An 18,237-nucleotide genomic window follows, 5' to 3' on the forward strand; every position below is an offset into this window, starting at 1 on the left:
CCCGGCGCTCATCACTGAGCGCCGGGCTTGTTTACATCAGGAGCAATCAGGCATCCAGCTCGGCCCAACGCTCCACCAACGCATCCAGCTCGGCCTGCAATTGCTCCAGCGAAGCAATCACTTTGGCCGTTTCCGCCGGCGGACGCTGATAGAAACCGGCTTCAGCCATTTCGGCTTCAACCGCGGCGATCTGTTGCTCCTTGGCGTCGATGTCGCCCGGCAAGGCTTCCAGCTCGCGCTGCAGCTTGTAGCTGAGTTTTTTCTTGGCAACCGGAGCAGCAGCGGCAGGCGCAGCCACCGGAGCCGGCTCAGCGGTAACCACCGCCGAGTTCAGGTCAGCCTTGCCCGACTTGCTTTCAGTCACGCCCAACAGACGCGGCGAGCCGCCCTGACGGATCCAGTCCTGATAGCCGCCGACATATTCACGAACCTTGCCTTCACCTTCGAAGACCAGGGTGCTGGTCACCACGTTATCGAGGAATGCCCGGTCGTGGCTGACCATCAGCACGGTGCCGTTGAAGGTCAGCAGCACTTCTTCGAGCAGCTCGAGGGTTTCCACATCGAGGTCGTTGGTCGGTTCGTCGAGTACCAGCAGGTTCGCCGGTTTGCTGAACAGCTTCGCCAGCAACAGACGCGCACGCTCGCCACCGGACAACGCCTTGACCGGCGTGCGTGCACGCTGCGGGCTGAACAGGAAGTCGCCGAGATAGCTCAGCACATGGCGGCTCTGCCCGTCGATGTCGATGAAGTCGCGACCTTCGGCGACGTTGTCGATCACGGTTTTTTCCAGATCCAGCTGATGGCGCAACTGGTCGAAGTAGGCGACATCGATACGCGTGCCCTCTTCCACTTTGCCGCTGGTCGGTTGCAGACCGCTGAGCATCAGTTTCAACAGAGTAGTCTTGCCGGTACCGTTAGCGCCGAGCAAACCGATACGGTCGCCGCGCTGCAGGACCATGGAGAAATCCTTGATCAGGAACGGCCCGCCCGGATGCGCGAAGCTCACGTTCTCGAGCACCATCACCTGCTTGCCGGATTTGTCGGCGGTTTCCAGCTGGATGTTGGCCTTGCCGGTACGCTCGCGACGCTCACTACGCTCAACGCGCAGGGCTTTGAGGGCGCGCACGCGACCTTCGTTGCGAGTGCGGCGGGCCTTGATGCCCTGACGGATCCACACTTCTTCCTGAGCCAGACGCTTGTCGAACAACGCGTTGGCGGTTTCTTCAGCGGCCAGCGCGGCTTCTTTGTGCACGAGGAAACTGGCGTAGTCGCCGTTCCAGTCGATCAGGCCGCCGCGATCCAGTTCGAGGATGCGCGTGGCGAGGTTTTGCAGGAAGGAACGGTCGTGCGTGATGAACAGCACGGCGCCCTGGAAATCTTTCAGCGCTTCTTCGAGCCAGGCAATCGCACCGATGTCCAGGTGGTTGGTCGGTTCGTCGAGCAGCAGCAGATCGGGCTCGGACACCAGCGCCTGCGCCAGCAGCACGCGACGACGCCAGCCGCCGGACAACTCGGCGAGGGTCTTGTCGGCCGGCAGTTGCAGGCGGCTCAGGGTGCTGTCGACCAGCGTCTGCAAGCGCCAGCCGTCACGGGCTTCAAGGTCGTGCTGAACGTGCATCAGCTTGTCCAGATCGGCGTCGGTGACGATGTTCTGGCTCAGGTGATGGTATTCGGCGAGCAAGGCGCCAACACCATCAAGGCCTTCAGCGACCACGTCGAATACCGTCCGGTCGTCGGCCACTGGCAATTCTTGCGGCAATTCGCCGATTTTCAGACCGGGGGCACGCCACACCGAGCCGTCATCGGGCTTCTGGTCGCCCTTGACCAGTTTCATCATGCTGGACTTGCCAGTGCCGTTGCGGCCGATGATGCACACCCGCTCACCACGGGCGATCTGCCAGGACACCTTGTCCAACAACGGCATAGCGCCGAACGCAAGGGACACATCGCTGAATTTGAGCAGGGTCATGAGCTTCTCCAAAAACCGGGCGCGCATTCTACCTGACTTGAGGCTTCAGCAGGCCGGCAATTTGTCTGTCGAAGCACTCTGCACAACATTTGTTGCGAACTTGTGCAGCGAGGCTCGCAAAGCTTTCGCCGCTTGCTGGCAAAAGGCTAAGCTACAGGCAATTCAGTGCGGATTTCGATCGGCACTTGTCATGATTTCTCTGCCCGGATGTCTCATGCGCAGTCGCCTTTTCAGTGTTTTGTCCTGCTTGTTTCTTACCGCCGCTGCCGCTCAATCCGTCCAGGCGGTGGACTTGTCCACCCAACGCCAGTATTACGATGAAGCCAAGCGCGCCTTGGCCAAGGGTGATACCGGCCCGTATTTCCGTTACAGCCAGGCGCTGGCCGATTATCCGCTGGAACCGTATCTGGCCTACGACGAGCTGACCGCGCGTCTGAAGACGGCGAGCAACGCCGAGATCGAGAAATTCCTCGCCGAACACGGTGATTTGCCGCAGGCCAATTGGATGAAACTGCGCTGGTTGCGCTGGCTCGCCGACCGTGGCGACTGGGCGACCTTCGTCAAGTATTACGATCCGAAGCTGAATTTCACCGAACTGGACTGCCTCAACGCGCAGTACCAGATCAGCCACGACAAGAAAGCCGAAGGGTATGCCAGTGCGGAAAAACTCTGGCTGACCGGCAAATCGCAACCGGCTGCGTGTGACGCGCTGTTCGGCATCTGGGCCGCCGATGGCCAGCTCACCGAGCAAAAACGCTGGGAGCGCACCAAACTTGCCGCGCAGGCACGCAACTATCCACTGGCCAACAGCCTGATCAACGGCCTGACCACCCTCGCCCCGCGCGGTCGCTTGCTGGTCGACGTGGCGCAGAAACCCGAACTGCTCAACCAGCCGTCGCGCTTCACCCCGGCCGACGAGCCGATGTCAGACGTCGTCAGCCTCGGCTTGCGCCGCCTCGCCAGGCAGGATCCGGACAAGGCCATGGCTTTGCTCGACGGTTACGCCAGCAGCATGCATTTCTCTCGTGATGAAAAAGTCGCGATTGCTCGCGAGATCGGCCTGACCCTTGCGCGCCGCTTCGACAGCCGCGCGCTGGACGTCATGACCAAATACGATCCGGAGCTGCGCGACAACACTGTCTCGGAATGGCGCCTGCGCCTGCTCTTGCGTCTGGCACGCTGGAATGATGCCTATGAGCTGACCAAACGTCTGCCGCAAGACCTGGCCACCACCAACCGTTGGCGCTACTGGCAGGCGCGCAGTCTGGAACTGGCCGAGCCACAAAACCCGCAAGCGCTGACCCTGTACAAGAATCTGGCGCGGGAACGAGACTTTTACGGCTTCCTCGCCGCAGACCGTTCACAATCGCCTTACTCGCTGAACAACAAGCCGCTGGTGCTCAGCCAGGCGTTGATCAACAAAGTCCGTAACACCCCCGGCGTACGTCGCGCGCTGGAGTTTCATGCACGCGGGCAGATCGTCGACGGGCGCCGCGAGTGGTATCACGTCAGCCGACATTTCAATCGCGATGAAATGGTCGCACAGGCCAAACTGGCCTACGACCTGAAATGGTACTTCCCGGCGATCCGCACCATCAGTCAGGCACAGTACTGGGACGATCTGGACATCCGCTTCCCGATGGCGCACCGCGATACCCTCGTGCGTGAAGCCAAGGTGCGCGGCCTGCATTCGAGCTGGGTGTTCGCCATCACCCGGCAGGAAAGCGCCTTCATGGATGACGCGCGCTCCAGCGTCGGCGCCAGCGGCCTGATGCAATTGATGCCCGGCACGGCCAAGGAAACCGCGCGCAAGTTCAGCATTCCACTGGCCTCGCCCCAGCAAGTGCTCAATCCAGACAAGAACATCCAGCTCGGCGCCGCTTATCTCAGCCAGGTTCACAGCCAGTTCAACGGCAACCGCGTACTCGCCTCCGCCGCTTACAACGCCGGGCCAGGCCGCGTGCGTCAGTGGCTGCGCGGCGCTGATCACCTGAGTTTCGACGTCTGGGTGGAAAGCATCCCGTTCGACGAAACCCGTCAATACGTGCAGAACGTGTTGTCCTACTCGGTGATCTACGGGCAAAAACTCAACTCGCCGCAACCGCTGGTGGATTGGCATGAGCGGTATTTTGATGATCAGTAATCACCAGGCTGACGCCGGATCATGAAAAATGCCCGTATCGTGAGATACGGGCATTTTTTTGGTCGGTTACTTGGTCGGTTACTTGGTCGGTTACTTGGTCGGTTACTTGGTCGGTCACTTGGTCGGTTACTTGATCGGTTACTTGGTCGATTGCTCAGTCTGCTGTGACAGATCGACCATCATTAAACTGCAACGCCGCCAGCCGTGCGTACAGCGGATTGCTGGCGATCAACTCCTGATGTGTCCCCACCGCTACCAGCTTGCCTTGATCCATCACTGCAATGCGGTCAGCGTTCTTAACCGTGGCCAGTCGGTGCGCGATGACCAGCGTGGTGCGGTTCTCCATCAGCGTTGGCAGGGCCTGCTGGATCAGATGCTCGCTCTGGGCGTCGAGGGCACTGGTGGCTTCGTCCAGGAGCAGGATCGGCGCGTCTACCAGCAAGGCGCGGGCAATGGCCAGACGCTGGCGCTGACCGCCGGACAACCCGAGGCCGCCATCTCCCAGATGAGTTTGATAGCCGTCCGGCATTTGTTCGATGAAGTCGTGGGCGTGGGCAATTCGCGCAGCTTCCTTGACCTGTTCAAGCGTGGCCGTCGGGCAGCCGTAGCGGATGTTGTCCTCCACACTGCCGAAGAACAATGCAGGGGTTTGCGAGACCAGGGCGAAACAGCGGCGCAGATCCAGCGGGTCAAGGCTGGTCAGCGGCACGCCATCGAGGAGAATCTGCCCCTCGCGTGGATCGTAGAAGCGCAGCAACAAGTCGTAAACCGTGGACTTGCCGGCGCCGGACGGCCCCACCAATGCCAGGGTTTCGCCTGCCCTCACCGTCAGATTCAAGCCATCGACGGCGTAGCTTTGCGGACGCGACGGGTAGGAAAAACGCACGTCGCGCAGTTCAAGTTCTCCTTTGACTCGCGCTGGCAAAGTGACCAGTCCGGTCGACGGTGGCTGGATGATGTTTTCCGAACGCAGCAATTCTGCGATGCGTTCAGCGGCACCCGCAGCCCGTTGCAGTTCGCCGATCACTTCGCTCAGCGTGCCGAACGCGCTGCCGACAATCAGGCTGTAGAAAACGAATGCCGCCAGCTCGCCGGCTGATATCCGTCCCGCCATCACATCCATGCCGCCGACCCACAACATCACCGCCACCGCGCCAAGCACCAGCACGATCACCAAAGTGATCAACCACGCTCGCTGGAAGATCCGTTTACGCGCGGTTTCGAACGCCTGCTCGACGGTCGAAGCGAAACGCTGCTCGTCCTGAACCTGGTGGTTGTAGGCTTGTACGGTTTTGATCTGGCCGAGGGTTTCCGACACATAGCTGCCAATGTCGGCGATACGGTCCTGGCTCTGGCGCGAGAGATTGCGCACACGGCGGCCGAAAATCAGGATTGGCGCGATCACCAGCGGCAGTGCAATCACGACAATGCTGGTCAACTTCGGATTGGTGATGAACAGCAGCACTACACCACCGATCACCATCAGCAGATTGCGCAGGAACAGTGAGAGTGACGAACCGATCACCGATTGCAGCAAGGTGGTGTCAGCGGTCAGGCGCGACTGGATTTCCGAGCTGCGGTTGTCCTCATAAAAGCCCGGATGCAGATACACCAGGTGATTGAACACCTGACGGCGAATGTCGGCGACCACGCGCTCGCCTATCCACGACACCAGATAGAAACGGGCAAAGGTGCCCAGCGCCAGCCCGAGCACCAGCAACATGAAAATGCCGATGGACTGATTGAGCAGATGCGGCGAACGGGTCATGAAACCCTGGTCTACCAACAACTTGATGCCCTGCCCCATCGACAGGGTAATGCCGGCGGTGACGATCAGCGCGAGCAAAGCGCCGAAGGCATGCCAGCGGTACGGCAGGAGAAAATGACTGGTCAGGCGCAGGGCGCGCCGGTGTCGGGAAGAAAGCATGGAGATCATGGAGTTCACGTCTGCGCAGATGGATCGGGCCAGCCTACAGACTCAGATGGGGTGGAACTCTGTAAATCACAATGAGTCAGGTTAAATATGCCCGGGATGTCCGGATGCTAGAAACGATTGGTCTAAGGTTGCGGTTGAGACGAGCGGTCATTTCTGTTTGAGTAGAGATGCCGCCCGCCGACAGACCGCAGGGAGTTGTCACAGCCTGGTCACGTGGCGGTTTTAACTTAGGCACACAACCTGATGAGGAGACAGGCCATGTCCTTGCAACACAGCAGCGAAGACAAGATTGAAGTGATCCGCACCAAACCCGACCAGTCTCTGGGTTGCTCGATTATCGATGAGCAGGGCCGCGAAGTACCGATCACTGAAGACATGATCCAGGACGCTTGCCGCGAACTGGAGAAGCGATTGGTCAAGCCTGCCGAACAAGAGTGATGTAGCCACCGTCTTCCCGACCCGGCCCTGATTGGCCGGGTTTTTTATATCTGCAATTCGGGATTGGTGGTCTGGCTTTCGCGAGCAGGCTCGCTCCCACCTTTAACTTTGCTGCACTGTAGATCCCCTGTGGGAGCGAGCCTGCTCGCGAAAAGGCCAGCGCTGATTCAGACAGCCACCGCCCCCAGCGCCTCAACAATCTGCCGCAACCCCGGCGCATCACCTTCAATTCGCACCTTCAGCCCTTCAATCTCGCGGCGCACCGGATACTGCTTGCGCAACACGTCAAACGCCGCTCGCTGCTCGGCGACATTCCCCACCAGACTGCGGCGGAAATCCGCATCATCGCGGCGCGGGTCGTACACGCCCCGGCACAACATCGCCAGCGCCCATGCCGGATCGCTGTCACCGTGCAGGGAAACTTCCGACAACCAGGTTGCTGGCAGCAGATCGCTGAGCTGGATAGCAGCAGGTTGGCCGCTGAAAGCGCAGTAGGCCTGATAAATCTGCGCGGTCCCGCGTTGCTTGCCGTCGAGGCTGTAACCGGCAATATGAGGCGTGGCCAATACGCAGAGCTCGGCCAGCGCAGGGTCGACTTCCGGCTCCTTCTCCCAGACGTCGAGCACCGCTTGCAGGTCCTCGCGCTCCAGCAGCACCTCACGCAGCGCAACGTTATCCACCACAGGGCCGCGCGCCGCGTTGATCAGCCATGTTCCCGGCTTGAGTTGCTGCAAACGCTGTTGATCGAACAGGTGCCACGTCGCGTCGTCGCCATTGCGAGTCAATGGCGTATGCAGACTGATCACGTCGCACTGTTCGATGATCTGCTCGAGGCTGACATATTCGCCGCCCTCGGCAGCCTGACGCGGCGGATCGCAAACCTTCACATTCCAGCCCAGGCCCTTGAGGACCTTGATCAAGCGCCCCCCCACTTCACCGGCGCCGACGACACCGTAAGTACGCTGAGTCAGATCCGCGCCTTCGATTTCGGCCAGCGTCATCAGACTGCCCAGTACGTAATCGACCACGCCACGGGCATTGCAACCCGGCGCGCTCGACCAGCAGATCCCGGCCTCGTTGAAGTAATCGAGATCCAGATGATCGGTGCCGATGGTGCAGGTGCCGACAAAGCGCACCTTGCTGCCAGCAAGCAGCGCGCGATTGACGTTGGTCACCGAACGCACCAGCAACACATCGGCGTGCTCGACCGTCGCGCGGTCAATGGAGCGGCCCGGCACTCGGCGGATGTCACCGAAACCGGCAAAAAAGGCATCGAGCAGCGGGATATTTTCGTCGGCAACAATCAGCATGGCGGGCTCCTTGGGCGGATCGGCAGTTTAGGTGCTGACGCGTCGATCAGCCAGCAGGGTTTGCGCTTACAAATGCGCAACAGAGGATTTTTCCTGACCGAGGCGTCAGCGGCGTAGAATGCGCCGCTCTGCGCATCAATACTTTCTGGACGCTTTGCCTGTGAACCCTGTAACTGACCAACCTGTCGCCGTCTCGCTGAGCCGCCCTGCGCGGATTCGCCTGGAGTTGAAAAACCTGCTCGCCCTCGCCCTGCCGATCATCATCGCGCAACTGGCGACCACGGCCATGGGCTTCGTCGATGCGGTGATGGCCGGGCGCGTCGGGCCCAAGGACCTGGCGGCAGTGGCATTGGGCAACTCGATCTGGGTTCCGGTATTTCTGTTGATGACCGGCACCCTGCTGGCCACCACGCCAAAGGTCGCGCAGCGTTTCGGCGCCGGCAAGCACAGCGAGATCGGCCCGATCGTGCGTCAGGCGTTGTGGCTGGCATTGGTAGTCGGATTGATCGCCACCTCGATGCTGATCGCTGCCGAGCCGGTCCTGCATCTGATGAAAGTCGATCCCGAGTTGATCGGCCCGTGCATGCAATATCTGCACGGCATCGCCAGCGGCTTGCCGGCGGTGGCCTTCTATCACGTGCTGCGCTGCACCAGCGACGGCATCGGCCGCACCCGCCCGGCCATGGTGTTGGGCCTCTGTGGTCTGGCGCTGAACATCCCGCTGAACTACATCTTCATCTACGGCCACTTCGGCGTACCGGCCATGGGCGGCGTCGGTTGCGGCTGGGCCACGGCGATCGTGATGTGGGTGATGGCGCTGGGCCTGGCCGGGTACGAACGCTGGGCACCAGCCTATCGCTCAAGCGAACTGTTCAGCCGCTTCGACTGGCCGCAGTGGGCGGTGATCAAACGTCTGCTGTCGATTGGTTTGCCGATCGGCATCGCGGTGTTTGCCGAGTCGAGCATCTTCGCCGTGATCGCCCTGCTGATCGGCAGCCTCGGCGCGACGGTGGTGGCCGGGCATCAGATCGCGCTGAACGTCAGCTCGCTGGTGTTCATGATCCCGTACTCGCTGGGCATGGCGGTTACCGTGCGTGTCGGCCAGGCGCTAGGCCGCGAGGAACCGCGTGAGGCGCGTTTTGCCGCTGGAGTCGGCATGGGCACGGCGCTGGCCTACGCCTGCCTGTCGGCGAGCCTGATGCTGGCGCTGCGCGAGCCGATTGCGGCGATCTATACCGCTGATCCAACGGTGATTCACATTGCGGCGATGCTGATTGTCTATTCGGCGCTGTTCCAGTTTTCCGATGCGATCCAGGTGACTGCGGCAGGCGCACTGCGTGGTTATCAGGATACTCGGGTAACGATGATCCTGACTCTCTTCGCCTACTGGGGGATTGGTTTACCGGTCGGTTATGCGCTGGGCCTGACCGATTGGCTCGGCGAGCCACGCGGTCCGAGCGGTTTGTGGCAGGGTTTGATCGTCGGTTTGAGCTGCGCAGCGTTGATGCTGTCGATTCGTCTGACACGCAGTGCGCGCAAGCGAATTCGAATCAGTCGTTCGGCGGGTTGATCACCCATAAAAAAAGACCTGCATTTGCAGGTCTTTTTTTGCCCTGAGTCAGGACTTCTTGCGAATCCAGTACAGATAGGTGCCGGCCTCTTCGTGCTGGCTGACCAGCTCATGGTCAAGAAACACGCAGAACTTGGGGATATCGCGCTTGGTCGAGGGATCGGTGGCGATCACCTTGAGCAGGCCGCCGGGCACCAGATCGCGGATGTGCTGGTGCAACATCATCACCGGTTCCGGGCAATTGAGGCCGGTGGCGTCGAGGGTGCCGTCGACCGGGGTGTTGATCATTTCGCTCATGGTTTACTCCAGAAACTGGCCGGCATTGTCGCGCATCGCCGGGAATATCGTCCAACGTCTGCCGGTTAGCGGGACTTGGGCTTTTTGCTGTCGTGGCGGCGCAAGTGGCAGGTGACTTCCTCGCGGTCGTGATACAACTGCTTGCAGCCGATATCAACCTTGATCCCACGTGCCTTGAATCCATCGGCAATGCGCTCGAGCAGACGTTTCACCTCGGCATAACGCTGTTTCATCGGCAGCTTCAGGTTGACCACGGCCTCGCGGCAATGTCCCTCGCCAATCCATTCTTCCAGCATCGCCGCGTTACGCGCCGGTTTCTCGACAATGTCGCAAACCATCCAGTCCACCGGCTGTTTGGGCTTGAAGGTGAAACCATCCGCCATCAGATGCTGGACCAATCCGGTTTCCATCAGGCTTTCAGCCATCGGGCCGTTGTCGATAGCCGTCACCAGCATGCCACGGTTGACCAGTTGCCAGGTCCAGCCGCCCGGCGCGGCGCCGAGGTCAACGCCGGTCATGTCGCTGTGCAGCCGGTCTTCCCACTGATCACGTGGAATGAAGTGGTGCCACGCCTCCTCCAGCTTCAAGGTCGAACGGCTGGGTGCCTCGCGAGGAAACTTCAGGCGCGGGATGCCCATCGGCCACATCGCCGAATTGCCGGCATCGGCCATGCCGAGAAACACTTCGCGACCACTTTTGAAGGTCAGCAACAAACGCGGCTTGCTGGCGTCTTCCACCAGTTTGCCAGCGGCGGTCAGCGCCTTGCGCAGCGGGCCTTCGAACTTTTTGCAGAAATTCGACAGTTCCTTGCCGTCATTGGTATCGACCACTTCCAGCCACAGACTGCCAAACACCGGGAAATCGGCCATGTGCGCGAGGATTACGCTGATGCGATCGTTTTCCGGCAGATCGATGAAAAAGCCGCGCGCCCACTGCCGCGGGAAGATCAATTCGGCGAAACGCTGACCGCGCATCAGGCGTTCAGCGCCGTCCGCTTCAGTGCAGACAAACTCGGCGCAGGCCGTGGCGGTTTTGGCTTTGGCGTAACCGGCGACATTGAGACGGGCAGCGAGATCGGAAATCTCCGAACAGACTTCGCCTTCGAAGCCGGGCCGGCAATGCATGAATAGGGTGTTCATTCTTACTCCTGGGCAGCGGTCGATCATTCGGCCGCTGCGCGATGCTCAAGCCTTGCGTTGCCGCAATGCCTGTCACGAAATCCGGCGCATGATAGCTGAAGTCGGAACCTTGGTTCCGTCCATAGAGTCCAGTTATTAGCCAGCTACTCAAAACAGGGCTAGGTTTAATGCTCTGCCCGTCCCCTCAGTCCGTAGCCGTGCGGACTCAAAGGAGTGATCGTAATGCCGTCCCTCGATAGTCTGAAGTCACTGAAAACCCTACAAATCGACGCCACGACCTACCACTATTTCAGCCTGCCGGAAGCCGCCAAAAGCCTGGGCGATCTCGACAAGCTGCCGATGTCATTGAAGGTCCTGCTGGAAAATCTGCTGCGCTGGGAAGACGAAAAAACTGTCACCGGCGCTGACCTCAAGGCCATCGCCGCCTGGCTCAAGGAGCGCCGCTCTGATCGGGAAATCCAGTACCGCCCTGCCCGTGTATTGATGCAGGACTTTACCGGCGTCCCCGCCGTGGTCGATCTCGCCGCCATGCGTGCGGCGATGGCCAAGGCCGGCGGCGATCCGCAGCGGATCAATCCGTTGTCGCCGGTGGATCTGGTGATCGACCACTCGGTGATGGTCGACAAGTTTGCCAGCGCCAGTGCGTTTGAACAGAACGTCGACATCGAAATGCAACGCAACGGCGAGCGCTATGCCTTCCTGCGCTGGGGCCAGAGTGCGTTCGATAACTTCAGCGTGGTCCCGCCGGGTACCGGCATCTGCCACCAGGTCAACCTTGAGTACCTCGGCCGCACCGTCTGGACCAAAGACGAGGATGGCCGCACTTACGCGTTCCCCGACACGCTGGTCGGCACCGACTCACACACCACCATGATCAACGGCCTCGGCGTACTCGGCTGGGGCGTGGGCGGGATCGAAGCGGAAGCGGCGATGCTTGGGCAACCGGTATCGATGCTGATTCCGGAAGTGATCGGCTTCAAGCTCACCGGCAAACTCAAGGAAGGCATCACCGCCACCGATCTGGTGTTGACCGTGACGCAGATGCTGCGCAAAAAAGGCGTGGTCGGCAAATTCGTCGAGTTCTACGGCGACGGTCTCGCCGACCTGCCACTGGCCGACCGCGCGACCATCGCCAACATGGCCCCGGAATACGGTGCGACATGCGGCTTCTTCCCGGTCGACAATGTCACGCTGGAATACCTGCGCCTGTCGGGTCGGCCGCCGGAAGTAGTGAAATTGGTCGAGGCCTACACCAAAGCTCAAGGCCTGTGGCGTCTGCCGGGTCAGGAGCCGGTGTTCACCGACAGCCTGGCGCTGGATATGGGCAGCGTCGAAGCCAGTCTGGCCGGGCCGAAACGCCCGCAGGATCGGGTCTCGCTGCCGAACGTCGCGCAGGCCTTCAGTGATTTCATCGACCTGCAATTCAAACCCACCAGCAAGGAAGAAGGACGCCTGGAAAGCGAGGGCGGTGGCGGCGTGGCGGTGGGCAACGCCGATCTGGTCGGTGAGGCGGACTACGAATACGAGGGCAAGACCTATCGCCTGAAAAACGGTGCCGTGGTCATCGCCGCGATCACTTCCTGCACCAACACTTCCAACCCGAGCGTGATGATGGCTGCTGGACTGCTGGCGAAAAAAGCCGTCGAAAAAGGTCTGACACGCAAGCCGTGGGTGAAAAGCTCTCTCGCCCCCGGCTCGAAAGTGGTCACCGACTACTACAAAGCTGCCGGGCTGACTCAGTACCTTGATCAGCTCGGGTTTTCGTTGGTCGGCTACGGTTGCACCACCTGCATCGGCAACTCCGGGCCACTGCCGGAGCCGATCGAGAAAGCCATTCAGAAAGCCGATCTGACCGTCGCGTCGGTCTTGTCCGGCAACCGCAACTTCGAAGGTCGCGTACACCCACTGGTGAAAACCAACTGGCTGGCCTCGCCTCCGCTGGTCGTCGCTTACGCACTGGCTGGCAGCGTGCGCACCGATATCAGCAGCGAACCGCTGGGCGAGGATCAGCAGGGCAATCCGGTGTACCTGCGCGATATCTGGCCGAGCAGCCGGGAAATCGCCGAAGCGGTGAATCAGGTCAATACGGCGATGTTCTACAAGGAATACGCCGAAGTGTTTGCCGGTGATGAGCAATGGCAGGCCATCGAGGTGCCGCAAGCGGCCACTTACGTCTGGCAGGACGATTCGACCTACATTCAGCATCCACCTTTCTTCGACGACATTTCCGGCCCTCTGCCGGAAGTCAAAGACGTTAAAGGCGCGCGGGTCTTGGCCTTGCTCGGCGATTCAGTGACCACCGACCACATCTCCCCCGCCGGCAACATCAAGATCGACAGCCCGGCCGGGCGGTATCTGCAGGAAAAAGGCGTCGAGCCGCGCGACTTCAACTCCTACGGTTCCCGTCGCGGCAATCATGAAGTGATGATGCGCGGCACGTTTGCCAACATCCGTATTCGCAACGAGATGCTTGGGGGCGAGGAAGGCGGGAACACCATTTACATTCCCACCGGGGAAAAAATGGCGATCTATGATGCGGCGATGAAATATCAGGCGTCGGGTACGCCGTTGGTGGTGATTGCCGGTCAGGAGTACGGCACCGGGTCGAGTCGTGACTGGGCGGCGAAAGGCACCAATCTGCTGGGCGTCAAAGCCGTGATTGCGGAGAGCTTCGAACGCATTCACCGCTCGAATCTGGTCGGGATGGGTGTGCTGCCGTTGCAGTTCAAGCTTGATCAGAACCGTAGGAGCCTCAATCTGACCGGCAAAGAGACGTTCGAGATTCTGGGATTGACCGGCGTCGAGCTAAGGCCGCGGATGAACCTGCCGCTGGTTATCACTCGCGAGGATGGGCGTCAGGAGAAGATTGAAGTCTTGTGCCGGATTGATACCTTGAATGAAGTTGAGTACTTCAAATCCGGGGGGATTCTGCATTATGTATTGCGGCAGTTGATTGCTTCTTGACGGGGTGACATTCGTCCAGGCTGTGATCTTTTTGACTTGGCTTTCAAAAGCAGGATCAAAAGATCGCAGCCTCCGGCGGCTCCTGCATTCAGGCAAAAAAAAACCCGCCGAAGCGGGTTTTTCCCAAGACCATTATCGACTCCCTGTCGGCAGCGATCCTTGCGATGGTCGATCGTCCATGATCCTGAAACACTCCCTGTGTCTCAGTTGATGTGTGTAGATTACCCAGTGGATCCAATCAGCAATAGTCGTAAAAGCTACCAACGCGTGTAAGACATTCGCCATACAAACACTTCCGAAAACCCTTAGACCTGTCAGGCACCGCCGCTTTCACGAGCCCTGGCGCTTTCGGCGAGAAACTGTTCAAGCCTGCTCAACTGCTCCTCCCAGCCGCGACTGTCCATGTAATACGCCTCTTTCTGACGGATATCAGGGATGTGCGCGAAGCCGGATTCCGAGACCTTGAGTAGTGTGCCGTCTTCGAAGTCCTGCAATTCGAACTTGACCAGCGTGGTCGGCTCCTGTGAGTAGTCGATCTTCGGGTTGACCGCATACGGGTGCCAGCGGAAAGAAAACAACTGCTGCGGCTCGACCCGCTCGATCAGCACATTCCACAATACGTGTTCATAACCGGGGTACGTGACCTGGCCCTGCGTCCACTCGCCAGCAATGAAGCGCCGGCCCTCTAGCGCGACACCAAACCACTGGCCAAACGCTTCGGCATCGACCAATGCACGCCAAACGTGGGAACGCGACGCCTTGAGCGTGATTTTGCGTTCGAAACTGTTAGGTACTGGTTTCATACGTCACCTCCTGTTCTGAACACTAGGCTTGTATGACCACATGTCCAATGCGAAGTTGTATCCAGGCGCTGCAGACACCGATTCGAGCGGACACATTCTGCGGTAGTTTGCGCTCTGTGATCGGCGCCGCCTGACCTGTTATCTTTCCAGCGAATCCGCAGAAACAAGGACGAATCATGCAGCCTTCTCTCGCCGATCGGTATCGCGGCGCCATCCTCGGCCTGGCTTGCGGCGATGCGGTCGGCACAACGGTTGAGTTCCAACCGCGAGGATCATTCCAGCCGCTGACCGACATGATCGGCGGTGGTCCGTTTCAGCTCAAGCCTGGGCAATGGACCGATGACACGTCGATGGCACTGTGCCTGGCCGAGAGCCTGCTGAGCAAAAACGGCTTCGATGCGGCTGATCAGATGGGCCGCTATCTCAATTGGTGGAAATGGGGATATCTGAGCTCCACCGGTGAATGTTTCGACATCGGCATGACCGTGAGCCAGGCGCTGCAACAGTATCAGCGAAGCGGAGAGCCTTTTGCCGGCTCGACTGACCCGTTGACAGCTGGCAACGGGTCGCTGATGCGGTTGGCACCAGTCGTGCTGTTTTATTTTCCGGACGCTCGACAGATCCAGATTCACGCCGCCGACAGTTCGCGCACAACCCATGCGGCGCCGGAGGCAATCGAGTGCTGCCAATTGCTGGCTGATCTGATTGCACGAGCGCTTGAGGGTGCGGAGAAAACACAGCTTCGCCGGGCGCCACTGCTCAAGCTTTCCCAGCCCAAGGTGGTTGCGATTGCTCAGGGTGAGTACCTTCACAAAGCTGAAACTGAGATAAAAGGCAGTGGCTATAGCGTCCAATCGCTGGAAGCCGCTTTGTGGTGCTTTCACCATACGCAGACATTCGCCGAAGCGGTGTTGAAAGCAGCCAATCTCGGTGATGATGCGGATACAACGGCTGCTATCGTGGGTCAGTTGGCAGGTGCTTACTACAGCGCTCGGGCGATCCCCGAGCACTGGCTGGAGCAGTTGCATGAAGGCGAGGAAATCACCGCCACTGCGGATCGCTTGCTTGAGGCCTCCCGGCTACGTACATAACAATCGATACACTCTTTCCACTCGAGATAGCGAGAACCTTATGTCAGTACGTTTGCTTCTGGCCTCTGTGCCTTTTTTGTTTGCCCCTTTCGCCCATGCCGCCGTTGATTGCGCCAACGCCAGCGATCAGGCGACGATGAATCAATGCGCGGGGCAAGCGTTCAAAGCAGCAGACAAGGAGTTGAATACGCTCTATCAGCAGATCAACGGACGCCTGAAGGACAACCCGGACGGAAAGAAGCTGCTGGTCAACGCGCAGCGGGCGTGGGTCAGCTTTCGGGATGCGGAGTGCAAGTTTTCGGCTTCTGGGGTGGCGGGCGGGAGTGTTTATCCATTGGTTTACAGTGGCTGTCTCACAGCCGTCACCAAGGCTCGGGTAGAAGCCTTCAAGCAATATTTGAAATGTGAGGAAGGTGATATGAGTTGCCCGGTACCTGGTGCGTAATCACAGGCTCACTTACGGGAGCCTGTGCTGTGAAACCGTTACGCTTCAGACGTGAGGATCGCCCGGCGCTTTGCTCGGTGCCGCATATTGCGGCTTGAGGTGGCCATCCTGATCGAGTAACCAGGCGTCCATGATCTGCCGCACTACTGGACCGGCAACACGACCACCCGCCTCGCCGTTCTCGATCATTACCGAGATGGCGATCTTTGGATGTTCGGCCGGTGCAAATCCTACAAACAGGGCGTTGTCACGGTGGCGCTCGAGGGTTTTCTCACGGTTGTAGCGCTCACCCTGCTTGATCGCCACCACTTGCGCCGTACCACTCTTGCCGGCAATGCGATATTGCGCCCCCGCAGCCGCCGCTCGTGCGATGCCTCGAGCATCGTGCATGACCATCTGCATACCGTGATTGACCTGTTCCCAATCCCGCGGATCCTTGAGCAGAATGTTCGGCATCGGGTGCTCGTCAACCGGCGCTACACCGTCGACCGACTTGGCCAGATGCGGTCGATTCCATATCCCTTTGTTGGCAATCAGTGCAGTGGCTTGGGCCAATTGCAGCGGTGTGACCTGCATGTATCCTTGGCCGATGCCCAGAATAACGGTTTCACCGGGATACCAGGCCTGCCGCCGAGTAGCGCGTTTCCACGCTTGCGACGGCATCAGACCGGGGGACTCTTCAAACATGTCCAGCGAGACTTTTTCACCAAGGCCGAACATCGCCATGTAGTCGTGCAGACGATCGATGCCAAGCTTGTGCGCCAGGTCGTAGAAGTAGGTGTCGTTGGAACGCATGATCGCCGCGTCCATGTCCACCCAACCGTCACCACTGTGGTTCCAGTTGCGATACTTGTGATCGAAGTCGGGTAATTGGTAGTAGCCGGGATCGTATACGCGGGTCTGCGGGGTCACGACGCCGGCGTCCAGACCAGCGATGGCGACTTCCGGCTTGATCGTCGAGCCTGGGGCGTACAGGCCGCGCAGTACGCGGTTAAACAGCGGACGGTCGATGGAATCGCGCAGCGCTGAATATTCCTTTGAGCTGATGCCAGTCACGAACAGATTCGGATCGAAGCTCGGATTGCTGACCATCGCCAGCACTTCTCCAGTGGACGGATCAAGGGCTACCACTGAGCCACGACGGTCGCCCAAAGCAGCTTCGGCAGCTTCCTGCAGCTTTACATCGAGGCTAAGGACGATGTTTTTACCTGGAACCGGATCGGTGTGCTTGAGTACGCGCAGCACACGGCCTTGAGCATTGGTCTCCACTTCTTCGTAACCGACATGGCCGTGCAACTGCGCCTCATAAAAACGCTCGATACCGGTTTTACCAATGGATTGAGTGCCTCGGTATTCAACGGAATCGAGCGTCTTCGATTCTTTTTCATTGATCCGACCGACATAACCAATCGAATGGGCGAAATGGGCCCCAAGGGGATAGTGCCGGACAAACTGCGGTTCGACATCAATGCCCGGCAAGCGAAATTCGTTCACCGCCAGGACGGCAATCTGCTCTTCCGTCAGCTCATAAAACAGGGTGACCGGTGTGAACGGATGCCGGGATTGCTTCATCGCCTTGTCGAATACCGTGCGGTCTTCAGCAGGCAAGTGCAGCAAGTTGATGACTTCGTCCAATTCTTGATTGACGTCGGTGGCACGCTCACGGGTGATGGTCAGGTTGTAGCTGGGGCGATTGTCGGCGAGCAACACACCGTTGCGGTCGTAGATCAATCCACGGGTTGGCGGTATCGGGAGGACATGGACGCGATTGTTTTCGGAGATGGTCGAGTGGTAGTCGAATTCCACGACCTGGAGGATGTACAGGCGCACCACCAGAGCGCAGCTGATGGCGAAGACAAACAGAGCGCAGGCGATCAATCGTTTGTTGACCAGCCGCGTCTCTTTTTCATGATCCTTGATCGGGATTGGTTCAGGCATTTCTACAGCAACTCTTTGACATAAATGAGTGCCGATCCGTGGGCATGACATCAGTCCGTTAAAAAACGAGCTGCACCATACCAAAACTCGCCATCCACTTCAGGATGAATTTCCCCGGTGGCAGGCTGAAAACTTTCTTGCAGGCAAAACAAAACCCCAACTGCTTTCGCAATTGGGGTTTCGGAATTTAATCT

At 59.4% G+C, this 18,237-nt stretch carries 13 protein-coding genes; 6 read left to right on the top strand and 7 right to left on the bottom strand.

The window, feature by feature from the left end:
* Positions 1–46: 46 nt before the first annotated feature.
* Positions 47–1,969 carry an ATP-binding cassette domain-containing protein gene (locus tag D8U70_RS08980; protein ID WP_039760799.1) on the bottom strand — a complete coding sequence of 641 codons (1,923 nt, stop codon included), beginning with the start codon at positions 1,967–1,969 and terminating at the stop codon, positions 47–49.
* A gap of 214 nt (positions 1,970–2,183) precedes the next feature.
* Here D8U70_RS08980 and D8U70_RS08985 point away from each other — a divergent pair, with 214 nt between their 5' ends.
* Entirely contained in the window at positions 2,184–4,112 is a 1,929-nt protein-coding gene (locus D8U70_RS08985) for a transglycosylase SLT domain-containing protein (RefSeq protein WP_122752135.1), read from the top strand.
* Between the two features lie 154 nt (positions 4,113–4,266).
* On the opposite strand, the gene D8U70_RS08995 is transcribed toward D8U70_RS08985, so the two are convergent.
* The gene (locus D8U70_RS08995; RefSeq protein ID WP_163012194.1) at positions 4,267–6,048 is read right to left on the bottom strand and encodes an ABC transporter transmembrane domain-containing protein; all 1,782 of its coding nucleotides are present in this window, start codon (positions 6,046–6,048) and stop codon (positions 4,267–4,269) included.
* Between the two features lie 258 nt (positions 6,049–6,306).
* On the opposite strand from D8U70_RS08995, the gene D8U70_RS09000 reads away from it, so the two are divergent.
* Positions 6,307–6,486: a PA1571 family protein gene (locus tag D8U70_RS09000; RefSeq protein WP_024013646.1), complete on the top strand. Its 180-nt coding sequence runs from the start codon at positions 6,307–6,309 to the stop codon at positions 6,484–6,486.
* Positions 6,487–6,653: 167 nt separating this feature from the next.
* Here D8U70_RS09000 and pdxB read toward each other — a convergent pair whose 3' ends face one another.
* Positions 6,654–7,796 carry a 4-phosphoerythronate dehydrogenase PdxB gene (gene pdxB / locus D8U70_RS09005; protein WP_130928665.1) on the bottom strand — a complete coding sequence of 381 codons (1,143 nt, stop codon included), beginning with the start codon at positions 7,794–7,796 and terminating at the stop codon, positions 6,654–6,656.
* A gap of 160 nt (positions 7,797–7,956) precedes the next feature.
* Here pdxB and D8U70_RS09010 point away from each other — a divergent pair, with 160 nt between their 5' ends.
* Complete coding sequence (locus tag D8U70_RS09010; RefSeq protein ID WP_041477396.1) at positions 7,957–9,366, top strand: MATE family efflux transporter; 1,410 nt, start codon at positions 7,957–7,959, stop codon at positions 9,364–9,366.
* 48 nt (positions 9,367–9,414) lie between these two features.
* Here the strand turns inward: D8U70_RS09010 and tusA are convergent, their stop codons facing one another.
* Positions 9,415–9,663, bottom strand: coding sequence for a sulfurtransferase TusA (gene tusA / locus D8U70_RS09015; RefSeq protein ID WP_071173066.1), 249 nt, complete (start codon positions 9,661–9,663; stop codon positions 9,415–9,417).
* A gap of 65 nt (positions 9,664–9,728) precedes the next feature.
* Positions 9,729–10,802: a 23S rRNA (cytidine(2498)-2'-O)-methyltransferase RlmM gene (gene rlmM, locus D8U70_RS09020; protein ID WP_122746895.1), complete on the bottom strand. Its 1,074-nt coding sequence runs from the start codon at positions 10,800–10,802 to the stop codon at positions 9,729–9,731.
* 222 nt (positions 10,803–11,024) lie between these two features.
* On the opposite strand from rlmM, the gene acnA reads away from it, so the two are divergent.
* Positions 11,025–13,766: an aconitate hydratase AcnA gene (gene acnA, locus D8U70_RS09025; RefSeq protein ID WP_130928666.1), complete on the top strand. Its 2,742-nt coding sequence runs from the start codon at positions 11,025–11,027 to the stop codon at positions 13,764–13,766.
* Positions 13,767–14,080: 314 nt separating this feature from the next.
* Here acnA and D8U70_RS09030 read toward each other — a convergent pair whose 3' ends face one another.
* Positions 14,081–14,569: an SRPBCC family protein gene (locus tag D8U70_RS09030; protein ID WP_016775506.1), complete on the bottom strand. Its 489-nt coding sequence runs from the start codon at positions 14,567–14,569 to the stop codon at positions 14,081–14,083.
* 176 nt (positions 14,570–14,745) lie between these two features.
* Between D8U70_RS09030 and D8U70_RS09035 the strand changes: the two genes are divergently transcribed.
* Together D8U70_RS09035 and D8U70_RS09040 are read left to right on the top strand one after the other, a co-directional pair.
* On the top strand, positions 14,746–15,660 hold the full coding sequence (locus D8U70_RS09035) for an ADP-ribosylglycohydrolase family protein (RefSeq protein WP_071173068.1): 915 nt from the start codon (positions 14,746–14,748) through the stop codon (positions 15,658–15,660).
* 40 nt (positions 15,661–15,700) lie between these two features.
* Positions 15,701–16,105 carry a lysozyme inhibitor LprI family protein gene (locus tag D8U70_RS09040; protein WP_073471450.1) on the top strand — a complete coding sequence of 135 codons (405 nt, stop codon included), beginning with the start codon at positions 15,701–15,703 and terminating at the stop codon, positions 16,103–16,105.
* Between the two features lie 45 nt (positions 16,106–16,150).
* On the opposite strand, the gene mrdA is transcribed toward D8U70_RS09040, so the two are convergent.
* Positions 16,151–18,043 carry a penicillin-binding protein 2 gene (gene mrdA / locus D8U70_RS09045; protein WP_024013654.1) on the bottom strand — a complete coding sequence of 631 codons (1,893 nt, stop codon included), beginning with the start codon at positions 18,041–18,043 and terminating at the stop codon, positions 16,151–16,153.
* Positions 18,044–18,237: the final 194 nt, after the last annotated feature.

This window comes from Pseudomonas sp. Sample_20, assembly GCF_004307585.1.
Lineage (GTDB): Bacteria > Pseudomonadota > Gammaproteobacteria > Pseudomonadales > Pseudomonadaceae > Aquipseudomonas > Aquipseudomonas atacamensis.

What these genes read in the sequence shown, in the direction of transcription:
- rlmM (WP_122746895.1), bottom strand. Translation starts at nt 10,802, where the DNA reads ATGAACACCCTATTCATGCATTGCCGGCCCGGCTTCGAAGGCGAAGTC.
- acnA (WP_130928666.1), top strand. Translation starts at nt 11,025, where the DNA reads ATGCCGTCCCTCGATAGTCTGAAGTCACTGAAAACCCTACAAATCGAC.
- pdxB (WP_130928665.1), bottom strand. Translation starts at nt 7,796, where the DNA reads ATGCTGATTGTTGCCGACGAAAATATCCCGCTGCTCGATGCCTTTTTT.
- D8U70_RS09000 (WP_024013646.1), top strand. Translation starts at nt 6,307, where the DNA reads ATGTCCTTGCAACACAGCAGCGAAGACAAGATTGAAGTGATCCGCACC.
- D8U70_RS09035 (WP_071173068.1), top strand. Translation starts at nt 14,746, where the DNA reads ATGCAGCCTTCTCTCGCCGATCGGTATCGCGGCGCCATCCTCGGCCTG.
- D8U70_RS09030 (WP_016775506.1), bottom strand. Translation starts at nt 14,569, where the DNA reads ATGAAACCAGTACCTAACAGTTTCGAACGCAAAATCACGCTCAAGGCG.
- tusA (WP_071173066.1), bottom strand. Translation starts at nt 9,663, where the DNA reads ATGAGCGAAATGATCAACACCCCGGTCGACGGCACCCTCGACGCCACC.
- D8U70_RS08995 (WP_163012194.1), bottom strand. Translation starts at nt 6,048, where the DNA reads ATGATCTCCATGCTTTCTTCCCGACACCGGCGCGCCCTGCGCCTGACC.
- D8U70_RS08985 (WP_122752135.1), top strand. Translation starts at nt 2,184, where the DNA reads ATGCGCAGTCGCCTTTTCAGTGTTTTGTCCTGCTTGTTTCTTACCGCC.
- D8U70_RS09040 (WP_073471450.1), top strand. Translation starts at nt 15,701, where the DNA reads ATGTCAGTACGTTTGCTTCTGGCCTCTGTGCCTTTTTTGTTTGCCCCT.
- D8U70_RS08980 (WP_039760799.1), bottom strand. Translation starts at nt 1,969, where the DNA reads ATGACCCTGCTCAAATTCAGCGATGTGTCCCTTGCGTTCGGCGCTATG.
- mrdA (WP_024013654.1), bottom strand. Translation starts at nt 18,043, where the DNA reads ATGCCTGAACCAATCCCGATCAAGGATCATGAAAAAGAGACGCGGCTG.